This window comes from Bacteroidota bacterium (assembly GCA_016213405.1).
Taxonomy (GTDB): Bacteria; Bacteroidota; Bacteroidia; order Palsa-948; family Palsa-948; genus Palsa-948.
The window spans coordinates 1-24,484 of the sequence record JACRAM010000004.1; the positions used below are offsets into that span (position 1 = coordinate 1).

Annotated in this window: 14 protein-coding genes; 9 read left to right on the plus strand and 5 right to left on the minus strand. The window is 41.9% G+C overall.

Annotation, left to right across the window (positions count from 1 at the left end; genetic code table 11):
• Positions 1–85 precede the first annotated feature (85 nt).
• Positions 86–955, plus strand: a complete 870-nt coding sequence (locus tag HY841_00310; protein MBI4929175.1) for a CfrBI family restriction endonuclease — start codon at positions 86–88, stop codon at positions 953–955.
• 295 nt (positions 956–1,250) lie between these two features.
• Here HY841_00310 and HY841_00315 read toward each other — a convergent pair whose 3' ends face one another.
• Positions 1,251–2,648, minus strand: coding sequence for an arginine decarboxylase (locus HY841_00315; protein MBI4929176.1), 1,398 nt, complete (start codon positions 2,646–2,648; stop codon positions 1,251–1,253).
• Positions 2,649–2,901: 253 nt separating this feature from the next.
• Between HY841_00315 and HY841_00320 the strand changes: the two genes are divergently transcribed.
• The gene (locus HY841_00320) at positions 2,902–4,728 is read left to right on the plus strand and encodes an arginine--tRNA ligase (GenBank protein ID MBI4929177.1); all 1,827 of its coding nucleotides are present in this window, start codon (positions 2,902–2,904) and stop codon (positions 4,726–4,728) included.
• Here the strand turns inward: HY841_00320 and HY841_00325 are convergent, their stop codons facing one another.
• The 4 genes from HY841_00325 to HY841_00340 form a co-directional block, all read right to left on the minus strand.
• Positions 4,729–5,178 carry a hypothetical protein gene (locus HY841_00325; protein ID MBI4929178.1) on the minus strand — a complete coding sequence of 150 codons (450 nt, stop codon included), beginning with the start codon at positions 5,176–5,178 and terminating at the stop codon, positions 4,729–4,731.
• Between the two features lie 15 nt (positions 5,179–5,193).
• Positions 5,194–6,042, minus strand: a complete 849-nt coding sequence (locus HY841_00330; protein ID MBI4929179.1) for a hypothetical protein — start codon at positions 6,040–6,042, stop codon at positions 5,194–5,196.
• A 62-nt stretch (positions 6,043–6,104) separates the two neighbouring features.
• Complete coding sequence (locus HY841_00335) at positions 6,105–6,530, minus strand: DUF1761 domain-containing protein (protein MBI4929180.1); 426 nt, start codon at positions 6,528–6,530, stop codon at positions 6,105–6,107.
• A 27-nt stretch (positions 6,531–6,557) separates the two neighbouring features.
• Positions 6,558–8,366, minus strand: coding sequence for an AAA family ATPase (locus HY841_00340; protein MBI4929181.1), 1,809 nt, complete (start codon positions 8,364–8,366; stop codon positions 6,558–6,560).
• Positions 8,367–8,760: 394 nt separating this feature from the next.
• Between HY841_00340 and HY841_00345 the strand changes: the two genes are divergently transcribed.
• The 7 genes from HY841_00345 (at position 8,761) to HY841_00375 (ending at position 24,455) form a co-directional block, all read left to right on the plus strand.
• Positions 8,761–10,521, plus strand: a complete 1,761-nt coding sequence (locus HY841_00345) for a long-chain fatty acid--CoA ligase (protein ID MBI4929182.1) — start codon at positions 8,761–8,763, stop codon at positions 10,519–10,521.
• A gap of 45 nt (positions 10,522–10,566) precedes the next feature.
• Entirely contained in the window at positions 10,567–11,172 is a 606-nt protein-coding gene (locus HY841_00350) for a T9SS type A sorting domain-containing protein (GenBank protein ID MBI4929183.1), read from the plus strand.
• Positions 11,173–11,279: 107 nt separating this feature from the next.
• The gene (locus HY841_00355; protein ID MBI4929184.1) at positions 11,280–16,679 is read left to right on the plus strand and encodes a T9SS type A sorting domain-containing protein; all 5,400 of its coding nucleotides are present in this window, start codon (positions 11,280–11,282) and stop codon (positions 16,677–16,679) included.
• Between the two features lie 136 nt (positions 16,680–16,815).
• Positions 16,816–17,532 (plus strand): galactose oxidase, encoded by a 717-nt coding sequence (locus HY841_00360; GenBank protein MBI4929185.1) that lies wholly within the window; start codon positions 16,816–16,818, stop codon positions 17,530–17,532.
• Between the two features lie 110 nt (positions 17,533–17,642).
• The gene (locus HY841_00365) at positions 17,643–20,963 is read left to right on the plus strand and encodes a gliding motility-associated C-terminal domain-containing protein (GenBank protein MBI4929186.1); all 3,321 of its coding nucleotides are present in this window, start codon (positions 17,643–17,645) and stop codon (positions 20,961–20,963) included.
• Positions 20,960–21,988, plus strand: coding sequence for a PorP/SprF family type IX secretion system membrane protein (locus HY841_00370; protein MBI4929187.1), 1,029 nt, complete (start codon positions 20,960–20,962; stop codon positions 21,986–21,988). Before HY841_00365 ends, HY841_00370 begins: the two co-directional genes overlap by 4 nt.
• A gap of 91 nt (positions 21,989–22,079) precedes the next feature.
• Positions 22,080–24,455 (plus strand): 3-hydroxyacyl-CoA dehydrogenase/enoyl-CoA hydratase family protein, encoded by a 2,376-nt coding sequence (locus tag HY841_00375; protein MBI4929188.1) that lies wholly within the window; start codon positions 22,080–22,082, stop codon positions 24,453–24,455.
• The last annotated feature ends 29 nt before the right edge of the window (positions 24,456–24,484 follow it).

Here is a 24,484-nt window from a genome sequence, read left to right on the forward strand (position 1 = left end):
GCGGTCGAGGAAGTAAAAAGACGATTGAGAATTATATTCGTAATCAAGGTCGTCATAATGATGTCAAGCAGTTGAAACTTTTTGAATTGTGAAAAATAAAATAATAACGCCCTGCGCTCTTGGCGCAGGGTTCTTTACAAAAATTGTTGACGCAAAATTGCAGAGTAAAAGTATTACTGCTGATTGGTATAAAGACGCATTTCTAAATCCTAATTTATCATCAAGTGAAATCGCAATCAATTCGGGTTTGAACAAAAAGACAATTCACAATATGTACAACTCGTCAACGAAAGAAATAATAATTGACGCATCAAACGAACATTATGATGTTCTTTATAAGAGCATACAAGAACTTGTTAAAACAGAACACGAATTAGAATTGACTTTAACAATAAAACTCAAGGGAGTTTCAGTTGATTTGAATGTGAGTGAAAGTTTAATCGTAATAAATACGCTTGCGGTGAAACGAGCGGAACTTCGTGGTGGACTTTGGAGCACAGCGGGAAAAAGAGTTGAAAGTCCATTAATGCAGACACTTTGCAAACTCTATTCGGTGAAAGAAGAAAATTACAGAGCGAAATTTAAAAAAGACAACAGCAAAGGTTTTGACAGAGAAATAGATTTTTATTTGCTCAAAGATGGAAAAGAATTTTTATGCGAAGTAAAACTGATGGGCAGAGGAAATCCTGAAAGTGCAGACGCAGTAATTGCACGCGCGACAAATGTTTTCGTAGCAGACAAATTATCAGACCAAAATAAAAATCAACTTGACCATAGAAAAATTGAATGGGTTGAACTACGGACAACTAACGGCTACAAACGATTTAAGAAAGCATTGGAGAAATTGAAAATTCCGCACACGGACTACAACGGAAATCTGGACAAAGACCTTGATAAAGTTTTCGCGACTATTTTTAACGACACGACAATAGAAAAAAAGAAGGGCAGCCGCTAACAGCAAGTTGGCGCTATTGCCGTTTTCCTGATTATATTGTGTCTGGTTTTTCATATCTTTGTTTCGGTTTCGGCAGACAATTTTTCGCTCCGTAAATCGGCAACATCGCCAACTTGCGGAACGTTGGCAGTGCGCTATGCGGGCTGATCCCGAAGCAAGTTCGGGACAAGCTGTTTAAGTTTGAAAATTTGTATTTGCGTGAGGGATTGCAGCGGAAAGCCCACAGTCCCGCGGGACGAGGACTTGGAGCGGAAAGCCCGACCGAAGCGAAGCGGAGGGCACGCCCAATTTTTTTTTAATACCCCAGCGTCTTCAGCATAGATTTAAACGTCTGCTCCTTCGCAAAAAGTTTTGTGGTAATTTCTCCGTTCTCATCACGGTCAATCAACACGTGCTTGGGTGCGGGAATAAGGCAATGCTGAATTCCTCCGTATCCTGCGATGGATTCCTGGTATGCTCCTGTGTGAAAGAATCCTATATATAAAGGACCATCCGAGCCATGACCGATTTTTGGAAGAATCAATTGCTCCGAGTGCGCTTCCGTATTGTAATAATCCAAACCATCGCAAGTCATTCCGCCAAGGTTCACCCGCTGACTTTCTTTTTCCCAGTGATTCACAGCCAGCAAAATAAATTTTTGCCCGATTGCCCAGGTATCCGGCAAGGTGGTGATGAAGGATGAGTCAATCATATACCAAAGTTCTCGGTCGTTCTGTTGCTTCTGGTCGCAAACAGAATAAAGCGCGGCACCGCTTTCTGCAACAGTGAACGAGCCAAATTCAGTGAAGATGTTTGGTTCTTTAATTTTATTCTGCTTGCAGAAAGTTTTTATCTGCGAAACAATTTCTTCAATGATGTATTCATAATCAAATTCAAATCCAAGCGATGTGCGGATGGGTAATCCTCCGCCCACATTCAGCGAATCAAGTTCAGGGCAAATCCGTTTCAGTTCGGCATACACGTTCAAACATTTGGCGAGTTCTGTCCAGTAATAAATCGTGTCCTTGATTCCCGCGCTCACAAAGAAGTGAAGCATTTTTAGTTTCAGCTTTTTGTTTCCCTTGATTCGTTCCTTATAAAAAGGAACAATTTCTTTGTAGCGAATTCCCAAACGCGAAGTGTAATAATCATAAGTCGGTTCTTCTTCCGAAGCAATCCGGATTCCCAGGTTGCAGGTTCCTTTTACGTAGCGCTTGTAATATTCCAGTTCGCTTTTGTTATCCAAAACAGGAATCACATTTTTATATCCGCTGTTGATGAGGTCAACAATAAATTGCGGATACGGTTTGCGTTTGTAGCCATTGCACACCACCCAGGTGTTCTTGTCAATTTTTCCTGTGCGGTATAATTCTTTAATGATGGGAATATCATACGCAGAAGAAGTTTCAAGGTGCGCGCCATTTTTAATTGTTTCGTCCATCACGAAAGAAAAATGTGACGACTTGGTGCAGTAACAGTAAGTATAACTACCTTTGTAATCGGCTTTTGCCATAGCAACATTAAAAAGTTTTTTGGCTTTCTGAATCTGCTGTCCGATCCTTGGAAGGTAGGTGATTTTGAGCGGAGTTCCGTATTGCTTGATAATATCCATCAGCGGAACATCGCAAAAGTGAAGGTCTCCGTCAATGACGTTGAATCCTTCCTGCGGAAAATGAAATGTTTGCTGGATGAGGTCGCGGTATCTGTTCTTCATTTATTGGGATTACACAGATTAATTTTGATTACACCGATTTGTTTTTCGGCACGGAAAATCGGTGCAATCGGTTTATGTATCGGTGTAATCATTTTTAGAGTGCGCGAAGTTGAGAATAATTTGTCAAAGTAAGTTACTTACATACGATTATTTTTGCCAATGTAAGTAAGTTGGATTTAAAGAGAAGTCAAAAGCAAAAGCATGTGGTGAGCGAAGTCGAACCATCAAAAGAAATACAAAGACACATTAGACTATGAGTGGAGCAGTGATTGAAAATATTCTTACTGGTAAAACCATTGAAGCGATAAAAACACTTTACGACCAATCTGTTTCTCCCAATCAAATCACATTTCAGCAAACCAAAAAAGAGTTTGAAGGCGATAGTACTCTTTTAGTGTTTCCGCTTACGAAAGTCTCTAAAAAACCTCCTGAAGAAACAGCGAACGCAATTGGCGGTTACCTGAAAGAAAAAGTTTCAGAAGTAAAATCATTCAACGTTGTAAAAGGATTTCTGAATCTGGTGATTGGAGATGATTATTGGATTAAGTATTTGACTGTTGATTCTTCGCACCTCGTATCTCGTACCTCGTCCATTCAAGAAACCGTCATGGTTGAATTCTCCTCTCCCAACACAAACAAACCGCTTCACCTCGGTCACATGCGGAATATTTTGCTCGGTCATTCGGTTTCCGAAATATTAAAAGCGGCAGGAAAAAAAGTTATTCGAGTAAATCTAATCAACGATAGGGGAATTCATATTTGCAAATCAATGCTTGCCTGGAAGAAATGGGGCAACGGGGAAACTCCTGAATCAAGCGGAATGAAAGGAGACCATTTGGTGGGGAAATATTATGTAAGATATGATGAAGAACTAAAAAAACAAAAAGAAAAAAGCCCACCCCAGCCCTCCCGAAGGGAGGGAGTTGCAGGATTAAGTTCTACCCCTTCGGGGGAGTTAGAGGGGGCTGTGCAGGAAATGCTCCGCAAATGGGAAGCAGGCGATAAAGAAACAATTGCACTCTGGAAAAAAATGAACGGCTGGGTATATGATGGTTTTGCAAAAACATACAAAGAACTTGGAGTTGAATTTGAAAAAACATATTACGAATCCGAAACTTATCTGCTCGGAAAAAAAATTGTAGAAGATGGATTGGCAAAAGGAATTTTCAAAAAGAAAGAGGACGGTTCGGTGTGGGTTGACTTAACTGCGGATGGCTTGGATGAAAAACTTCTGTTGCGCTCTGACGGGACATCCGTTTACATAACGCAGGATTTGGGAACTGCAGTTGAACGATTAAAAGAATTCCAAGTTGGTAAAATGATTTATGTGGTTGGCAATGAGCAGGATTATCATTTCAAAGTTTTATTTCTGATTTTAGATAAATTGCAAAAACAAAAAGTCCTTCCCTTTGGGAAGGATTTAGGATGGGCTTCTTCTTTTTTTCACCTTTCTTACGGCATGGTTGATCTGCCATCCGGTAAAATGAAATCCCGCGAAGGGACTGTGGTGGATGCGGATGAACTGATGGATGAAATGATAGCGACAGCAAAACAAAAAACATTGGAGTTAGGCAAGGCATCAGAGCTTTCTTCAGAAGAAGCAGAGAAACTTTACAAGATGATTGGGCTTTCAGCATTGAAATATTTCATCCTGAAAGTTGATCCTAAAAAAAGAATGCTCTTTAATCCTGAAGAATCCATTGACTTCAACGGAAACACGGGACCGTTCATACAATACACGTATGCGCGAATAAAATCTGTCCTTCGCAAAGCCGAAGTGGTTTCAGGTTACAAGTTACAGGTTGCAGGTTTAGAGCCCAAAGAAAAGGGCGTGATTAAGCTCATTCATGATTTTCCGAAAGTGATTTCCGAATCAGCTGAAACATACAATCCCGGTCATATTGCGAATTATGTTTATGAACTTGCGAAGGAGTACAACCAGTTCTATCACGAATGTCCGATTCTGAAAGCGGAGAAAGAAGAGGAGAAGAATTTCAGATTGCTGCTTTCAGTAAAAACTTCAGAAGTAATAAAAACTTCTCTGAAGCTTTTGGGGATAGAGGTTCCTGAAAGAATGTAATTACTCTTTGATTCCAATCAACACCACAAAACATCCCTTCTGGTTGGCGGCAGTAGAAGGGGGGATTTCATACTCTATATAGTACGTGCCGCTTTTGGTAGGACCGAAATTAAACATCTGCGAAGATTTTTTTCCGCTCTCGTCAAAATACAATATCTTTTTTTTGCCTTTCTCCATTCCATAAATCGTGATTCCTACTTCCTGTGGAAGAACGGTCTGCCCGAAAACCAATTTGTATTCTTCGTCAGAGAAAACCTGAAAGTCGAGTGTTTCTTTTTTTGTTTTCGGTCCGTAGGTAATTTCTTTCACCACATAACTGTCATACTGGAAGGGAGCCATTTGCGGCATGCACATTTTGACAATCGGCTTCACTTTGCACTGTGCAGAAAGGTCAGAGTTAAAGATGAATGTTGCGCCCGCTAAAACTGTTAAGATGATATGTTTTATCATTCTGTTTAATTTTTATTATCCTACAATTTCTTTTCTGAGAGCCTGTGTTTTTTCAGTGATGGCTTTCAGTTGAAGTTCATCCATTACAAGATTCTCATCATCTCCCTGTACGGTGAGGTTGTCAAAAAGTTTTTTGAGGTCGCTGAGTTTTAAAAATAAATTTTTGAACGCTGCATCATTCTGATAGTTGGTGACGATGTTCATCAGGCTGTTCAGAATATATTTCTGTTCGGCAACGCGCATGGCAATTTTTTCTTTGTTGGCATCTTTGGTCAGTTGTGTGGCGATATACATGTTTTCAATCCATGCGCCAATGAAAATCATGAGCGTTTGTTTTTCTTTTTCATTATCCTTCATGTATATGTCCATTTCGCTTTTTAGCTGGCACACCACATTGATCAGAGAGTCTTCATTGTTCAGATTATTTTTGAATCGCTTCAGGTAATCATCCGAATCAAAAAGAGCGGACATTCCTAAATCATCTGACAGGCGTTTTACGGATTCCATGTATTTGCTTGCCTGCTGCGATTGTTTATTCAAAACGCAATAGGCAAGGTCAGAACTGTAAACGCCAAGGTTCAGTGTTTTGCTTTCAGTGGAAGAATATCTTGAAATATTATCAGGAGAGTTCGCCACTCCATCTACAAATTTTAATCCTGTCTTCTTGAAAACTTTCACCATCACAAGCGGGGAGGGGAGGGAGTAGAAAAAATCTTCCGCGGGACTTCCGGTGTCTTTTGATACAGTTGCTGTTGTGTCCTGCCCCAATGCGTTGTCCTCTGTGTTTTCAGATCCGCAGGAATAAAAACCCAACAATGCTGCTGCAAGAAAAGTTTTAAGTGAAAGAGATAAAATTGATTTCATTTGTGTTGCTTATAATAGGTGCGCCAAAGGTACTGAAACATTTAATACTTACGAAATCACATTTACCTCCATACAGACATAATGATTCCTGCGCCAACCATTCCAATTAAGTGGTAAGCCGAATCGATAATGATAAGTGTCAGGGATTTTTTTGTGTACATATAATTCATCGCTATGCCAACTCCTGTGAATCCGATTCCTGCCACCAATCCGACCTTTGCTCCGCTATACCAGCGCCAGTTCACCTGATAGAAACTAAAAACATGAACAAAATATGCCATTGCAATTACTCCGATGAAACATAAAACCAACGTGGTTGCCATCATCATCGGCATTCTTTTTTTGTCTTCTTCGGTTGGTGCTGTAATGCCGTGCCCTTTCATCCAGATGGTTCCGAAAACTTTCGGATTGAACCAGATGGCGCCCAGCGCGAAGTAGGCGATTGCCGATACAGCAACTGCGAGCCAGTTAATGTGTTGAATAATCATGGTGTGTTTGTTTTATGGGATTTATGTTTAGTTTCTTTCTCCGAACTTGAATCCGAGTTTTTGCCTTCCTGAATTTGTTTCTTTTATTTCAAATTCTTTTACGTCATCAAGAATAATTGTTTCCAGCATTTCTTTTGTGCGCTCTTCTTTTTTCATAGAGGCAAGACGGAGGTTTTGGTTCTTCACCGATTCGCCAACTACTTGCCGAACTGTCCTTGCATTGCCGAAATTCTTGTCTCTGCCTTCGTGAAGATACGCAAAATATTTTTTAAGGTGTTCTGCTGATGCTTCATCGGGTTTGACATCTTCCTTTTTAAACAGTGAATTCGCTATGACAAACATGTCTTCTGCAGAATAATCTTCAAATATAAAGTTTCTGTCGAAGCGGGATTTTAATCCCGGATTGGATGTGATGAACTCATGCATGTTGTCCGTGTAGCCCGCCACAATCACTCCGAACTTTCCGCGAAAATCTTCCATGCGTTTCAGAATCACCTGAATGGATTCTCCCCCAAAATCATACTGCGAACCTTTTCCCTGCGCGAGCGAATACGCTTCGTCAATAAAAAGAATTCCGCCCATCGCTTCATTGATCTTGTCTCCGGTTTTGATGGCAGTTTGTCCCACATATCCTGCCACCAAACCTTCTCGGTCAACTTCAATGAGATGTCCTTTTTCCAGAATGCCGAGTCCTTTATATATCTTCGCGAGAATTCTTGCCACGGTTGTTTTTCCCGTGCCGGGATTGCCTGTGAAAACAGAGTGTAAAGAAAATTTATTAAGAATATCTTTTCCCGTTTCCTGGTAGAAGCGCACGAGTTTCACCAGTTCGTTCACATCATTTTTTATGCTGTACATTCCGGTGAGTGAATTCAGTTCCGCCATGCTTTCGTTCAGAATGTCTTCCAGGTTTTTATTTGCATCGGAAGAAGCCGACTTGGTGGCGGGCTTGAGCATTTGCTCCGCGTCAGTCAGTATCGCCACTCCGCCTTCTTCAAATTTTGTTCCCACTTCAAACGGAACGGTGGCGATGAGCGTGTCCATGAACACCGCTTCCATCGTGTATTTGTCGTTCTTCCAGGTGCCGGGCGCATCGCTTCCCCAGCCGGGATATACCGAATAAATCTGCCCTTCCGTTTTTGCTGTCACGTATTTCAAAACTGAATTTCTACCTTTCGGCTGACCGGCATTATCATAAAAATTGAAAATGATTTCAGCGTAATAATCTTTAGGGGTTTTATTTTTGAAGTTGACTTCCCCCCATACAAAACGGGTTTCGTTCTGGCTGAACTTGTTTAAATATTTTTTCTGCGGAAGGGATGATGCTTTTCCGTCACCTTCAAAAAGTTTTATGGATTCAATATCAAAGTAAGGATTCGCGCCAAGTTTCACCGCGCCCACATCCTCCACATAAAATTTTCCTTCGCCAATTTTCACATCGTCAATATACGCTTCCCACACATAATCTCCGCGGAGCCAGTACGCGCCCAGCGTGGCATTGCCCCATGCTTCGCGTATGTAAACTACGTTTTCATCTTTCAGAATTTTCCGTTTCTGCTCCAGATTGCAGAGTTCGTTCTTCTGACTTCCGTTCACAAAAAAACATTTCGTGCGGAACGTTGCTTCCCAATCTTCTTCGTCAAAAAGTTTGTTGAAGAACGAAAGTTCTGCGCGCATGTAGGTGGTTTCATAGCGGTCAAACACCTTGCGGTATTTTTTTGTGCCGTCCGCCATCCATTCGTCCGAAGAATGCACTTTCAAATCCCTGAACTTGTATTTGACCGCCATCTGCTGGCTTTTTGGCTCGTCTTTCTTTTTGTCTCCTCCGAAAAACATGTGGTGAGTTTTGTTGGAACTAAAGTAAGAATTATTTTAGTCCCCCTTCGAAGGGGGTGCACACGCAGTGGCGGGGGATGTTGGGCGTTCCCGCGAAACGCGGTCGGGCTTTCGCCACTCACTTTTTTTGCGAAGCGCAAAAAAGAGTTCAAACAAATGGCTCAATCCCTAACGCAAAAACCACATATCACTCCTACGGAGTTTGAAATGATGTTGGAAACATTTATTCTATAATTAGATCACCCCTTCGGGGTTAACTCCGAAGGAGTGTAATGTTTATAGAAAGTATAAATGAGTACAGAATCGGAACTCCGTAGGAGTGAAATATTTATAGCGCTTTAAAGGAGAGGTGATTAAGGGGTGAGGCAAGTATTTTTATTCTAATTTTGTCCCTATGAGATTATTTGACCTGCTCTACCAGTTTCATTCAAAATATCCCAAGCCCGACTGCCTGGTGAAAAAGGAAAACGGGAAATGGATTCCGTATTCCACGCAGGAGTTCATTGACTATTCTGAAAATCTTGCTTACGGATTGCTGGCGCTCGGAGTTCAGCGCGAAGACAAGATTGCCATCCTTGCCAACAACCGTCCTGAATGGAATTTCACAGATATGGCGGTGCAGATGAGCGGCTGTATTCTGATTCCGGTTTATCCGACCGTGAGCGAAAAAGATTTAGAGTTCATCCTGAACGATGCGCAGGTGAAATATGTTTTTGTTTCGGCTGTGGATGTATATAATAAAGTGAAAACAATTTCAGCGAATGTTCCGAGCGTGAAAGATATTTACACATTCAACGATGTGAAGGGCGCAAAACATTTTACCGATCTGGTTGAACTTGGAAAAAAAAATAAAGACGAAGCGAAACTGAAATCCATTAAAGATTCCATCCATGAAAATGATCTGGCTACGATTCTTTATACATCCGGCACCACAGGAATTCCGAAGGGAGTGATGCTCTCTCACAACAATATTTTTTCCAATGTGTATGCCGTGCGCAACCTTCCTCCGGTTGACCACACCTGCAAAGGGCTGAGCTTTCTTCCGCTCAATCACATTTACGAGCGCATGCTGAACGGCTTGTATTTATATCTCGGTGTTTCGGTTTATTATGCGGAAAGCCTGGAAACCATAGGAGACAATCTCCGCGAGATAAAACCGCAGGTGTTTTCCTGCGTTCCGCGTTTGCTGGAGAAAGTGTATGACCGGATTGTTTCAAAAGGGAATGAACTCACCGGCATAAAACGAAAATTATTTTTCTGGGCTCTGGCGCTCGGAGAAAGATTTGACGGAGTCGGCAAAGGAGGTTGGTGGTATAATTTTCAGTTGGGAATCGCTAACAAATTAATTTTCTCCAAATGGAGAGAAGCCCTTGGAGGAAATGTGCGCGCGGCTGTTTCGGGCGGTGCGGCACTCAATCCCCGCCTGGCACGGATTTTCTGGAGCGCGCAGATTCCGATTCTGGAAGGATACGGATTGACAGAAACTTCTCCCGTTATTGCGGTGAATACACTTGAACCGGGCGGAATGAAATTCGGAACGGTGGGCGAAGTGATTGAAAAAGTAACCGTGAAGATTGCCGAGGACGGAGAAATCCTCTGCAAAGGTCCGAACATTATGCTCGGCTATTATAAAAGGAAAGATGCGACCGATGAAGTGATGGACAAAGACGGATGGTTTCATACAGGCGACATCGGAATCATTGAAGAAGGAAAATATCTGAAGATAACCGACCGCAAAAAAGAAATCTTCAAAACATCGGGAGGGAAATACATCGCTCCACAGATGATTGAAAACAAAATCAAGGAATGTTCACTGGTAGAGCAGGTGATGGTAATTGGCGAGAATCAGAAGTTTGCTTCCGCGCTTATCGTTCCTTCGTTCATTAAACTGAAAGCGAAATATGAGAAAGAAGGCAAACCGTATCCCGGCAATGAAGAAGCGATAAAAAATCAGGAAGTGAGGAACACAATTCATTTGCACATAGAAAAAATGAATCACACCCTCGCGCAGTACGAATCCATAAAAAAGTTTGAACTTCTTCCCAAAGACTGGACAGTGGATGGCGGAGAAATGACTCCGAAACTTTCGTTGAAGCGAAAGGTGATTCTTGAAGCGAATAAAAACCTTGCAGAAAAAATTTATTCGGAAAAATAACATAACAAAAATCCCCGCCCGGTTTACCGAATAAGGATTTTTGTTATGGCGCTGGCTACTTGTAGTGTCTGTGCTGCAAACGATTTTTGGGAATGGAATCAATCAACAAATGTATGGACACAAAAAGCAAATTTTGGAGGTGTTCCAAGAATATGGGCAGTTGGTTTTTCAATTGGACTAAAAGGATATATTGGAACGGGTGGTACATATTATCAGGATTTTTTGGAATACGAACCGACACTTGATGCTTGGACGCAAAAACCAAACTATGGAGGAGGAGAAAGATATTTCGGAGTAGGATTTTCAATAGGGAACATAGGATATGTTGGCACTGGAGCGGATAACTTGCAAATTCCAAGAAAAGATTTCTGGAGTTTCGATCCAAGCGCAAACGGAGTAACCGAACTCGAAAACAAAATCTCGGTTTCTGTTTATCCTAATCCATCAAACGGAAAATTCACTATTGAAACATTAGAAAACAAAAGCTTTATTGTGCGCATCACTAACCCACTCGGACAAAAAGTTGCAGAGAAAAAGTTTCAGAAAAGAATTGAAGTGGATGTTTCGGGTTTTGGTAAGGGATTGTTTTTGGTAGAGGTTTCCGCTTCTGAAGGTTCCGCAACCGGAATGAAAAAGGTGATAGTGCAGTAACAATCCGGCTGACCCACCATTCAACAATTTAGAGAGATAAAAAACTCCTTCAATTATTTCCTTTTCAGGAATATTCTTTTACTTTTGTACCATTAAATCTCTCTACCATGTTCTTCAAAAAAAGTTTAGTTGCGCTGGCTGTTTTATTTTGCTGCATGGCAACTTCCTTCAGCCAGACCTACACGATGCCCACCACAGGCACGAGCACGTACACCACTTGCGCGGGAACGGTATATGATCCGGGAGGAGCAGGTTCTTATGCAAACGGATGTTCAGGAACAACTACCTTCTATCCTTCTGTTCCGGGCAATTACATTCAGCTTGTATTTAATTCATTTGCTGTAGAAACCTGCTGCGATGGATTGTATATTTACGATGGCACTTCCACAGCGGCTCCTTTGATAGGGCAGTACACCACTTCGCCCGGCACAGTGTATGCCACCAATGCTTCGGGCGCTTTAACGCTTTATTTTTATTCTGACGGCAGCGTTACGTATAATGGATTTGACGCCACTCTTTCATGCCTGACAACACTGCCTCCTCCGGGCGCTGACCTTGTTATTAATTCTCAAACGGCTTCTCCCACTTCGGTGGGTGCCGGCAATTCCGTTTCCGTTTCATGCTATATCTACAATCAGGGAACAACCAGCGCTTCTTCTTCCAATGTCGGGTATTATCTTTCAACGGATGCGGCATGGGATGCGGGCGATACCTATCTGAATTATTCTTCAGGAAGTTCTTTGCCTTCTTCTTCTTCTTCGTACCGAAGCACAACGGTTACCATTCCGGGCGCCACCACTCCGGGTTCGTATTACATTCTTTATTATGCCGATTACTCAAACGCAGTGGCAGAAAATGTGGAAACCAATAATGTATCTTCTGTTGCCATTACCGTTCTTGCTTCAACGGTTGATCTGGTTATTCAAAGCCAGAGCGCTTCGCCCACTTCGCTTACAGCCGGGAGTTCGCTCACGGCTTCATGCTACATTTACAATCAGGGCACTTCAATCGCTTCTTCTTCCAACGTGGGATATTATCTTTCTGCTGATGCCGTATGGGATGCCGGTGATACGTATTTAAATTATTCATCGGGAACTTCTTTAGGTGCCTCTGCTTCTGCCTACAAAAGCGCTACGCTTACCATACCGGGCGCCACCACTCCGGGTTCTTATTATATTCTTTATTACGCTGATTATTCCAATGCGGTATCTGAAAGCATTGAAACAAACAATGTAGCCACTGTAGCCATCAATGTTCTCACTCCGGTCATTGACCTTATCATTCAAACTCAATCTGCTTCGCCCACCACGGTGGCTTCTGGCAATACGCTTGCAGCTTCATGTTATATTTATAATCAGGGAAACACAACCGCTTCTTCTTCCAATGTGGGATATTATCTTTCAGTGGATGCTATCTGGGATGCAGGCGATACGTACCTGAATTATTCAGCAGGTGCCGCTCTTGGCGCCAACTCCTCTTCTTACCGGAGCGCCACGCTTACCATTCCGGGCGCCACCACACCAGGGGCGTATTACATTTTATATTATGCAGATTATTCTAATGTGATAGTTGAAAATGTGGAGAGCAATAATGTGGTTGCGGCAGCCATTAATGTGGTTACGCCCATTACGGATTTAGTCATTCAGAGCCAAACAGCCACTCCTGTTAATGTGGCAGCCGGAAGCACCGTTGCGGCTTCTTGCTACGTATATAATCAGGGCAATGTGGTGGTGTCATCTTCCAGCGTGGGGTATTATCTTTCTACGGATGCCAATTGGGATGCAGGCGATACGTATCTGAATTATTCATCAGGAAGTTCCCTCAATCCTGCTACTTCATCGTATCGAAGCGCCACACTGACCATTCCCGGAGGTACCTCCCCCGGCTCGTATTACCTTCTCTACTTTGCTGATTATACCAATGCAGTAGTTGAAGATGTGGAAACCAATAATGTTAACTATGTAGCCATTACGGTAGCATCTCCTGTGACTGATTTGATCGTTCAGAGCCAGACGGCTAACCCGCTTACCATTGCAGCAGGGGCAACCACCGCGGCATCGTGCTACATATATAATCAGGGAAATACGAGCGCTTCTTCTTCTACTGTCGGATACTATCTTTCTGCCGATGCCATCTGGGATGCAGGCGATACTTATTTAAATTATTCTTCCGGTGGGGCATTGGCTGCGGCAACATCTTCTTTACGCAGCGCCACGCTTACGATTCCTTTAGCCACCACACCAGGCTCTTATTACATTCTTTATTTTGCTGATTACGCAAATGCGGTTACAGAAAATGTGGAAACCAATAATGTTGTTTTTGTTCCCATCACAGTTGTATTAGCAACTGTTGATTTAATCATTCAAAGCCAGAGCGCTTCTCCCACCGCTGTGATTGCCGGCAATTCGGTTTCGGCAACCTGCTATATTTATAACCAGGGAAATTCTTCGGCATCTTCTTCCAATGTGGGATATTATTTATCTACGGATGTAACGTGGGATGCGGGCGATACCTATTTGAATTATTCAACAGGAGGAACTCTTGCGGCTACTTCCTCTTCTTACCGAAGCGCAACGGTTACCATACCAGGCGTAACCCCTGCCGGCACTTATTACATTTTATACTATGCGGATTATTCAAATGCTGTGTCGGAAAGCGTGGAAACAAATAATGTGTCATCGGTATTAATCACAGTTTCTTTGCCCAATGTTGATTTAATAATACAAAGCCAGTCGGCATCACCTACTTCTGTCATTGCAGGCAATTCTGTTTCCGTTTCCTGCTACATCTATAATCAGGGCAACACACTTTCTTCCTCTTCTAATGTCGGATACTATCTTTCAACCGATGCAACGTGGGATGCGGGCGACACCTATCTGAATTATTCAACAGGAGGTTCTTTGAATCCTTCCACTTCTTCTTACCGAAGCGCAACGGTTACCATACCGGGTGCAACAACACCGGGTACCTATTATATATTATACTATGCAGATTATTCCAATGCGGTTTCAGAAGTTGTTGAAACGAATAATGTAGTATCTGTAGTCATTACAGTTGCGCTGGCTAATATTGATTTGATAATTCAAAGTCAGTCGGCTTCTCCTACTTCAGTGGTTGCAGGCAATTCTGTTTCTGTTTCCTGCTACATCTATAATCAGGGCAACAGTTTGTCTTCTTCCTCCAACGTGGGCTACTATTTATCTACCGATGCAATATGGGATGCCGGTGATACCTATCTGAATTATTCTGCGGGCAGTTCGCTTGCAGCCTCCACTTCTTCGTATCGCAGCACAACGGTTACCATTCCGGGCGCCACGACACCGGGAACGTATTACATTTTATATTATGCTGATTACTCGAATGCCGTGTCAGAAAGTGTTGAAACGAATAATGTAGTATCTGTTGTAATTACAGTTGCGCTGGCTAATATTGATTTGATAATTCAAAGCCAGACTGCTTCGCCCACTTCAGTGATTGCAGGCAATTCTGTTTCTGTTTCCTGCTACATCTATAATCAGGGCAACAGTTTGTCTTCTTCCTCCAATGTAGGATATTATTTATCTGCCAATGCAATATGGGATGCCGGTGATACCTATCTGAATTATTCTGCGGGCAGTTCGCTTGCAGCTTCCACTTCTTCGTATCGCAGCACAACGGTTACCATTCCGGGCGCAACTCCTGCTGGAACGTATTACATTTTATATTATGCTGATTACTCGAATGCCGTGTCAGAAAGTGTGGAAACAAATAATGTTGTGGCTGTGATGATTACCGTTAGCGCTGCTGCTATAGATTTAATCATTCAGAGCCCTACGGCAACTCCTACGAATGTGGTTGCCGGAAATGCAGTTTCGGCTACCTGCTACATTTATAACCAGGGAAATTCCACTTCGTCTTCATCCAATGTTGGATATTATCTTTCTGCGGATGCTGCCTGGGATGCTGGTGATGTTTACATAACTTATTCATCAGGCGCATCTCTTGCCGCTTCTTCTTCTTCCTATAAAAGCACCTCGCTTACCATACCCGGTGCAACTGCTCCCGGCAATTATTACATTCTTTATTATGCAGATTATTCAACACTTGAATCTGAAAGCGTTGAGACCAATAATGTTTCTGCTGTAGCCATAACGGTTGGCGCAGCCTACATTGATCTCATCATACAAACCCCGGCCGCATCTCCAAGCACCGTTTCAGCAGGCGGAAATGTTTCCGCATCCTGTTATATTTACAATCAGGGTAATTCCCCATCGTCTTCTTCTAATGTGGGATATTATCTTTCTACCGATGCTGTTTGGGATGCTGCCGACACGTATCTTAACAATTCTACCGGAGCATCTCTCAGCGCCTCTGCTTCTGCAAGCAAATCGGCATCGCTCAACATTCCGGCAGCTACTCCCACAGGTTCATATTACATAATTTATTTTGCTGATTATTCTGCACTTGTTTCTGAAAATGTGGAAACAAATAATTACGCTTCGCTTCCAATCACCGTTACTCCTTTTGCTTTCGTGGTGGTGATGCCTCAAAGCGGAAGCAACCAGTATTCTCTTTGCACGGGAACAATCTATGATGACGGAGGCACTTCTACTTACAGCAATTCTGTAAACAGCACCACAACATTATTTCCTGCTGCTGCCGGAAACATGCTGCAGCTTGTGTTTAATTCTTTTGTGGTTGAAACCTGTTGTGATTACCTTCAGATTTATGACGGAACAAATATATCAGCTCCTTTGATCGGAACATTCACATCCAACCCCGGAACTATTACGGCAACCAATGCCAGCGGAGCGCTCACACTTCATTTTTACAGCGATGGTTCAGTGGTGATGGCTGGCTTTGATGCATCCATTTCCTGTTTGTCTTCAGGAGCGCTGCCTGATTTATCTTCACTCTATCCGACTTGCAGCCCGATGACCATTCCTCAGGCAAGTTCAGCGAACATAACCTGTCAGGTGCTGAACTCAGGGAATTCTTCTGCGGGAGCAAGCGTGATTGGCTATTATCTTTCCGCAGATACTATTTGGGATATTGCTGACACATACCTGAACAGCGATAATGTTTCAACACTGGCTGCTGCTGCTTCGGCAGTCATCAACTCCGGCATTACCATTCCTCTTTCCACTCCAACCGGTTCTTATTATTTATTGTTTGTTTCTGATACGGCAGCAGCAGTTGCCGAAAATATTGAAACCAATAATGTTGCCTGGCTGCAGATAAATGTTTCCCTGGTTATTGGAATTAATCAACTTGATAACAATCAATACATAGCTGTGTTCCCGAATCCATCGCATGGACCTGTTAATTTTGTTTTCAGTTCTCCATCAGAAAATTCCGCTTTCATCAGAATTTTTGATTACGTAGGAAAACTAACCGATGAGTTCACGGCTGAACTTTCTCCCAATTCTGAAACAACTGTTTTGCACGAGATGAACGGGAAAGGAATTTATTTTGTTGAGATAACGATTGGAGAAAACATTTTTTATACAAAAATAATTGTTCAGTAATAATTGTTCTCTGCCCATAAGCATGATAAGTCTCTGTTTAATAAATAGAATTCTTTTTCCAAAAAGGTTGCGGATAAATTGGGTCGTTTTGTTTTGTTTTTTATCAATTCAACATATCTTCTCACAAGGAACATGGTTGCAAAAAACAAATTTTCCAGGACCAGGGCGTCTCTCGGCATTTGGATTTGCCATTGGCAATAAAGGATATGTTGGCACTGGCTGGACCGGCAGTTTAGTGTATGATGATTGTTGGGAATACGACCCGGCTACAAATGCATGGACACAAAAAGCAAACTATGCGGGTGGTCCAATGTATTTTGGTATGGGTTTCGCCATTGGTAATAAAGGATATGCCGGAATTGGGTATACAGGTACAAATGATTTTTGGGAATATGATCCGGTAACAAACGGGTGGGTTCAGAAAGCAAGTTTGCCAGGCACGAGCCGTTCAACTACCGGTGCATTCGTAATTAATGGGAAAGGATATGTAGCAACAGGGTATGATGGCACTTCGCTGCAGGATTTATGGCAATATGATCCTTCTTCAAACTCGTGGACAGCAAAGGCATTTTTTCCTCCGAGTGGGCGCAATGATATTGACCGCCTTCCCTTCGTCATCAACAATAAAGCATATCTGGGCATGGGGCTTCCAAACTCTACAAACGATATTTGGGAATATGATGCAATTACCGATGTGTGGACACAGAAAGCAAATTTTCCAAGTACTGGAAGGTTTGGAGCAACGGGATTTTCAGTTTGTAACTACGGATATGCCGGTATGGGACAGGCAGGATCAGCCCAAAGTGATTTTTATATGTACGATCCCAGAGCAACGCAACAGGAACTACAGTAACAACCCGGCCGAACAGTTATTTTACGTATTGTGCCGGGCAGGGACCTGGGTCGCTGGTTTATTCATGGCTTCCGTCATCGGGGCTTTCGGATGATTCTATTTCAAATCCATTGGCAACTCCAACTTCCATCACTACCTATACGCTCATGGCAGTTGACACAGTTACAGGATGTATTTTTTCAGACAGTTCATCCATTGTGGCTTCTCCCATTTTCACAACCACTTCGAGCAACGGTGTTATTAATTGCACAACAAGCGGAGTTCCGATAAATGTGTCCGCATCTCCTGCCGGAATTTATTCTTATTCCTGGTCTCCTTCATCTTCCCTTTCTAATGCTAATACATCCAATCCAACAGCATCTCCTTCTGTGACTACCACCTATACGGTTGTTGTTACCTCTGCCTTGGGTTGTTCGGTTTCTGATACGGTAATTGTTAACGTAAATATTCCCAGCCTGTATTCCTTCAATGTGATTCCGCTTATTGATACAATTTGTTCCGGTTCTTCTCTTCAATTGAACACAATCATTCAGAAAGGATGCGGAGCTAATGGAAGTGTGTGCGGTGGGCCGGTATCAGCATCGCAGGCGGGAACGGCAGTAACTTTTTCAAACGCAACCGGTATTACTCCTTTTGCAGGTTCTGTTGTCAGCGAAAAGATGCAATGTTTGTATCGCGCATCCGAATTAATTGCTGCGGGAATGAACCAGGCGACCACCATCACGCAAATCGGTTTAAACATTCAATCAATTGTTGGGAGCAACTCTTACCAGAACTTTACTATCAAGATGGGCTGCACTTCCACCAACACGATGACTACAACTTATATAAGCGCATTGCCTACTGTATACAATCCGAAACCCACTGCTATCTTCAACGGAATGAATTATTTTGTTCTGGATAATACATATGACTGGGATGGTGTTTCCAATCTCGCTATAGAAATTTGTTTCAGCAATTCTATTACATCTCAGAATTCTTTTATCTATTATTCAGCCCCGGGGTTTACTGCAACAATTTATTCTTCAGGAGCAAGTGTATGCGCCAATGCAAGCGGAACAACCGGCACGAATCGTCCTAATACCTATTTCAAGCATTGCGGTGCAAGTGGTGGAACCGGGTTTGATTACGCATGGACGCCTTCTTCTTCTTTGAACTACGATACGGTTGCAAACCCCATTGCTTCTCCTACTGCAAACACTACCTATACAGTTATTGTTACTGATACTTCTTCAGGGTGTATAATGACCGATACTTCTTCAGTGGTTGTGCTCGGGTTGAATTCAGCCGTTGTAAACCTTGGCAATGATGCTACGTTATGCACCGGAAATAATATAACGCTTAATGCCGGCACAGGATTTTCTTCCTATCAGTGGAGCACGGGTGCAACAACTTCAACAATTACTGTTTCTGCTTCCGGCACTTATTGGGCAATAGGCACAAACATGTGCGGCATGGATAGAGATACAATTACTATTTCGTATTACCCGGTTAACTCTCTTTCTTTAGGTACTAACCAGACATTATGTTCCGGAAACACAATAACACTTAATGCAACCGCAACCGGATTTACAAATTATGTATGGAGCACAGGTGCAACAACATCAAGCATTGTAGTCGGGCAGGGAACGTATTGGGTTTCTTCAAATAATGTTTGCGGTTCAGCTTCTGATACAGTTGTTGTTTCCGCTGTAAATGCCCCTTCTGCATTTAGCCTTGGAAACGATACTATTTTATGTATTGGAAACAATGTAACTCTTAACACTGGCGGAAGCGGACAATATTCTTATCAATGGAGTACCGGAGCAACAGGTTCTTCCATTATTGCAGGCACTTCAGGAACTTACTGGGTGAATGTTACCAATCAATGCGGCACTGCTAACGACAGCATTAATATCAGTTATTATCCTGCCAACTCGCTTTCGTTAGGTCCTGACATGACTATTTGTTCAGGAAATACAACAACGATTACAACATCTGCAACCGGGTTTACAAATTTTGTCTGGAGCACTGGCGCCAGCACTACCAGCATTGTCGTGAGTTCAGCGGGTACGTATTGGGTTTCTTCAAATAATATTTGTGGCTCTGCTTCAGATACTATTAATGTTGCCGTAGTTGCTCTTCCTGTCACAACTCTTGGCAATGACACAACACTTTGTGTTGGAAATAATTTAACACTCACTGCAACAGGAGGATTTACATCTTACATCTGGAATACAGGTTCGACCAATCAATCTATAGCCATTTCATCGGGTGGAACTTATTGGGTAAATGTTTCCAACTCATGTGGCAGCAATGCAGATACAATTAACATTAATTATTATCCAGCTAATTCTCTTTCACTGGGAAATGACACTGCTATTTGCCAAGGCGATTCTGTGCTGCTTGCACTCACTTCAAGCGGCTTTACAAATTTTATCTGGAGCACGGGTGCCACTACAACCAGCATTAATGTAAATACATCGGGCACTTATTGGGTTTCTTCAAATAATATTTGCGGCACTGCTGCCGATTCTATAAATGTTTCTATTGGAAGCGATCCAACTGTTTCATTAGGAAATGACACTGCTATCTGCACGCAGACAATACTCGCTGCCACTGCAACCAATGCAGGCAGTTATTCATGGAGCACAGGATCAACTTCTTCCAGCATTACTATAACTCAGCCAGGAACTTACTGGGTCCAGGTAACCAATCAATGCAGTTCAGACAGCGATACTATTGTTATTATGCAAGGTATTGCACCCGTTTTTTCGCTGGGAAATGATTCCACGCTCTGTTCAACACAAACCATTAATATTGATATTACCGGCACAGGAACAGGATATGTATGGCAGGATAACTCAACTCTTCCCACCTATACAATTACATCTTCAGGAATTTACTGGGTGATTGTTACTAACGCAGCCGGCTGTACCAGTACGGATTCAATGACAGCAATTTTTGATTTTCCTCCTTTCATCTTTGCGCCAAATGATACTGTTATTTGTGATGGGGAGGAAATAATTCTTGCACCGTTGAGTAGCGGAAGTTATGTCTGGAATAACGGAACAAGCAACAGCCCGATTACAGTTGGCAGTGACGGATTGTACATCGTTTATACTGCTAATATCTGCGGAAGCGCAAGTGACTCAGTGCGTGTGACAACAGAAAAATGTAGCTGCCTTCTGGATGTGCCCAATGCGTTTTCGCCAAACGATGACGGTATCAACGATGTATTTTATGTAAGAGGATACTGCGATATTTTTCTGCTGAGAATTTATGACCGGTGGGGAGAAAAAGTTTTCGAAACATCCGATATTACTCAGGGCTGGAATGGCATTTATAAAGGAAAGAAAATGAATTCGGGAATATTTAATTTTTATTTTGTCGTACGACCTGACAGTGAAGACAAGCAAGTAAAAAAAGGCAACCTCTCTCTTATTAGATGATGACAATAAAAAAATATTTGATAATTATTTTTGTGCTGATGAACTTGAAAGTTTTGGCGCAGGACATTCACTTTTCCCAAACGTTCAATACACCGCTGCTTTTAAATCCTTCTTATTGCGGTGATTTTGATGGGCAGGTTCGCGCCATGAACAGCTATAAACAGCAATGGAGTTCTGTATCGGATAAGCCATATAAAACATTTTTATTCTCTGCTGACAAACCATTTTTCAGCAAGAAGCTTTGCGCAGGATTGATTTTTTTCAATGATAAAGCAGGCGATTCAGAGATGAGCACTACACAGGCAGAACTTCTTCTTTCGACCAAACTTAAAGCAGGAGAATCAGATGACGTTTCGGCTGGATTGCAAATCGGCTACGGACAAAGAAAATTTGACGGAACAAATCTGATTTGGGATAACCAGTGGGATGGAATATCTTTTAATACACAACTTTCCTCCAATGAACCTGTGCTTGCAAATAGCTTTAGTTATTTTGATTTGTCATCCGGCATAGGGTGGAATCATAAAATTTCTGATATCAGTAAATTTCGTGCAGGATTCAGTGCGCAACATCTGAACCAACCTGTTTTTTCGTTTATCTATAATGACAATGAAAAACTTTTTATTAAGTACATAACGTCAGGAACCTGGGAGGTAAAAACAAAAGCACTTTCAAATACTACTTACGTAACATCTCTTGCATGGTTTAATCAGGGAACCGCAAATGAATTTGATTTCAGTCTCATTGCCAAACAGGAACTTGGGATGAATTCATTATACACAGGCAATAATGTTTCTTCCAATTTATTGTTTGGTGGGCTTTGGAGATGGAATGATGCCATTTCTCCTTATGTTGGATTTGAGTATAAGAAAGGATTATCGGCAGGAATAAGTTATGATATTAATTATTCCAGCTTTCGTAAGGCAAGTATTGCGCGCGGAGGTTTTGAATTTCACCTTGCTTATCGTTTTGTTCAAAAAAATGTAATAGTTGATACCACTGCACCAAGTTTCAATCCACAGTAAATTTTCTTTCCTTTTTTTTCGATCCCTTATTTCAAACTTTATCTAACTTTGGTTTGAATAAAAATAGATTTTATAATTCCAATATTCTATTATGAATCGAAAAATAAATAAAGTCGCAATTCTCGGCTCCGGAGTGATGGGCTCACGCATTGCGTGTCACTTCGCAAATATCGGAGTGGAAGTTTTATTGCTCGACATTGTCCCGAAAGATGCAACAACAGATAAAAAATCAAGAAACAAAATTGTGAACGATGCTTTAGCGTTTGCGCTGAAATCAAATCCTTCTCCAATTTATAAGAAATCTTTTGCGAATAGAATTACCACAGGGAATTTTGAAGATGACATGAAAAATATTTCTTCCTGCGACTGGATTATTGAAGTGGTTGTAGAAAGATTGGATATTAAAAAAATAATTTTCGAGCAAGTTGAAAAATTCAGAAAGCCGGGAACGCTTATTTCTTCAAACACTTCCGGAATTCCTATTCATTTAATGCTTGATGGTAGAAGCGAAGATTTTCAGAAGCATTTCTCCGGAGCCCATTTCTTCAATCCTCCGCGCTACTTAAAATTGCTTGAGATAATCCCCACTCCTAAAACTTCAAAAGAAGTCATTGGCTTTCTGATGCGCTACGGAGATTTGTATCTGGGAAAAACTACTGTGCTCTGCAAAGATACGCCCGCTTTCATTGCTAATCGTATAGGTGTCTTCGGAATTATGAGTTTGTTTCATCTGGTAGAAAAAATGGGATTGACCGTTGAGGAAGTTGACAAACTCACTGGTCCCGTTTTAGGAAGACCGAAGTCGGCAACTTTCAGAACTTGTGATGTAGTTGGACTGGATACGCTCGTGCATGTGGCAAACGGACTCGCACAAAATCTCCCGAACGATGAAGCAAAAGAATCTTTCAAACTTCCTGCTTACGTTGCGAAGATGAACGAGAGCAAATGGTTCGGTGATAAAACAGGACAGGGGTTTTATAAGAAAGTAAAATCAGCTGACGGCAAATCAGAGATACAAGCTTTGGATTTAAAAACTTTAGAATACAAACCATCTCAGAAAGTAAAATTTGCAACGCTGGAACAAACAAAACCAATTGAGAATTTAAAAGACAGATTGAAAATTTTGATTTCCGGAAAAGATAAAGCGGGGGATTTTTATCGCGCGTCTTTCTTTGGTTTGTTCCAGTATGTTTCTAACCGCATTCCTGAAATTTCGGATGAGTTGTACAGAATTGACGATGCCCTGAAAGCGGGCTTCGGTTGGGAACTCGGCCCGTTTGAATACTGGGATGCGTTGGGCGTGAAAGAATCCATAGATGCGATGGAAAAAGCCGGAGTGAAATGCGCTCAATGGATTTCTGATTTTCTGAAAGCTGGAAACACTTCCTTTTATAAAGTAGAGGGCGGTGCGAAAAAATATTACGACATCCATGCAAAATCATACAAAGCAATTCCAGGAACGGAAGAATATATTTCTCTGGAAATTATTCGACCTACAAAAACGGTTTGGAAAAATTCCGGTGCAACAATTACCGATATTGGCGATGGAATTATCAATCTTGAATGGAATACAAAAATGAATTCCATAGGAGGAGAAGTGATTGAAGGCGTTAATAAAGCAATTGATATTGCAGAAAAAGATTTTCAAGGTTTGGTAATTTCAAACGAAGGAGCGAACTTTTCAGCGGGTGCAAATGTAGGAATGATTTTCATGCTTGCCGTGGAGCAGGAATGGGATGAACTCAACTTTGCTGTCAAAGCTTTTCAGAATACGATGATGCGCATTCGTTATTCTTCTATCCCAGTTGTGGTAGCTCCGCATAATCTCGCACTCGGTGGCGCCTGCGAAATGAGCATGCATTCGGATAAAGTTGTCGCACACGCTGAAACGTATATGGGATTGGTGGAGTTTGGAGTTGGATTGATTCCGGGCGGTGGCGGAACAAAAGAATTCGCGTTGCGACTCTCCGATGAGTTACAGGATGGAGATGTTGAATTAAATAGTTTTCGTGACAGATTTCTCACGATTGGTCAGGCAAAAGTCGCCACATCTGCTCACGAAGCATTTGATTTTGGGTATCTGAGAAAAGGAAAAGACATCGTGGTGGTTTCAAGAGCGAGATTACTGACGGATGCAAAAGCGGAATGCCTGAAAATTGCACGAGAAGGATATTCAAAACCAACTCCTAGAAAAGATATTCGTGTGCTTGGAAAACAAGCGCTCGGTTTAGCGTATCTCGGAGCAAACTCTATGATGAGCGGAAATTATATTTCAGAGCACGATGTGAAAATTGCTCAGAAAATCGGATGGGTGATTTGCGGTGGAGATTTATCCTCGCCAACTTTGGTAAGTGAACAATATTTACTAGATTTAGAAAGAGAAGCATTTTTATCTCTTGCAGGAGAGAAAAAAACGCTTGAAAGAATTCAATCTATAATAACTGGAGGAAAAGTTTTAAGAAATTAGTTGAAAGTACGAGGTATTAGGTACAAAGT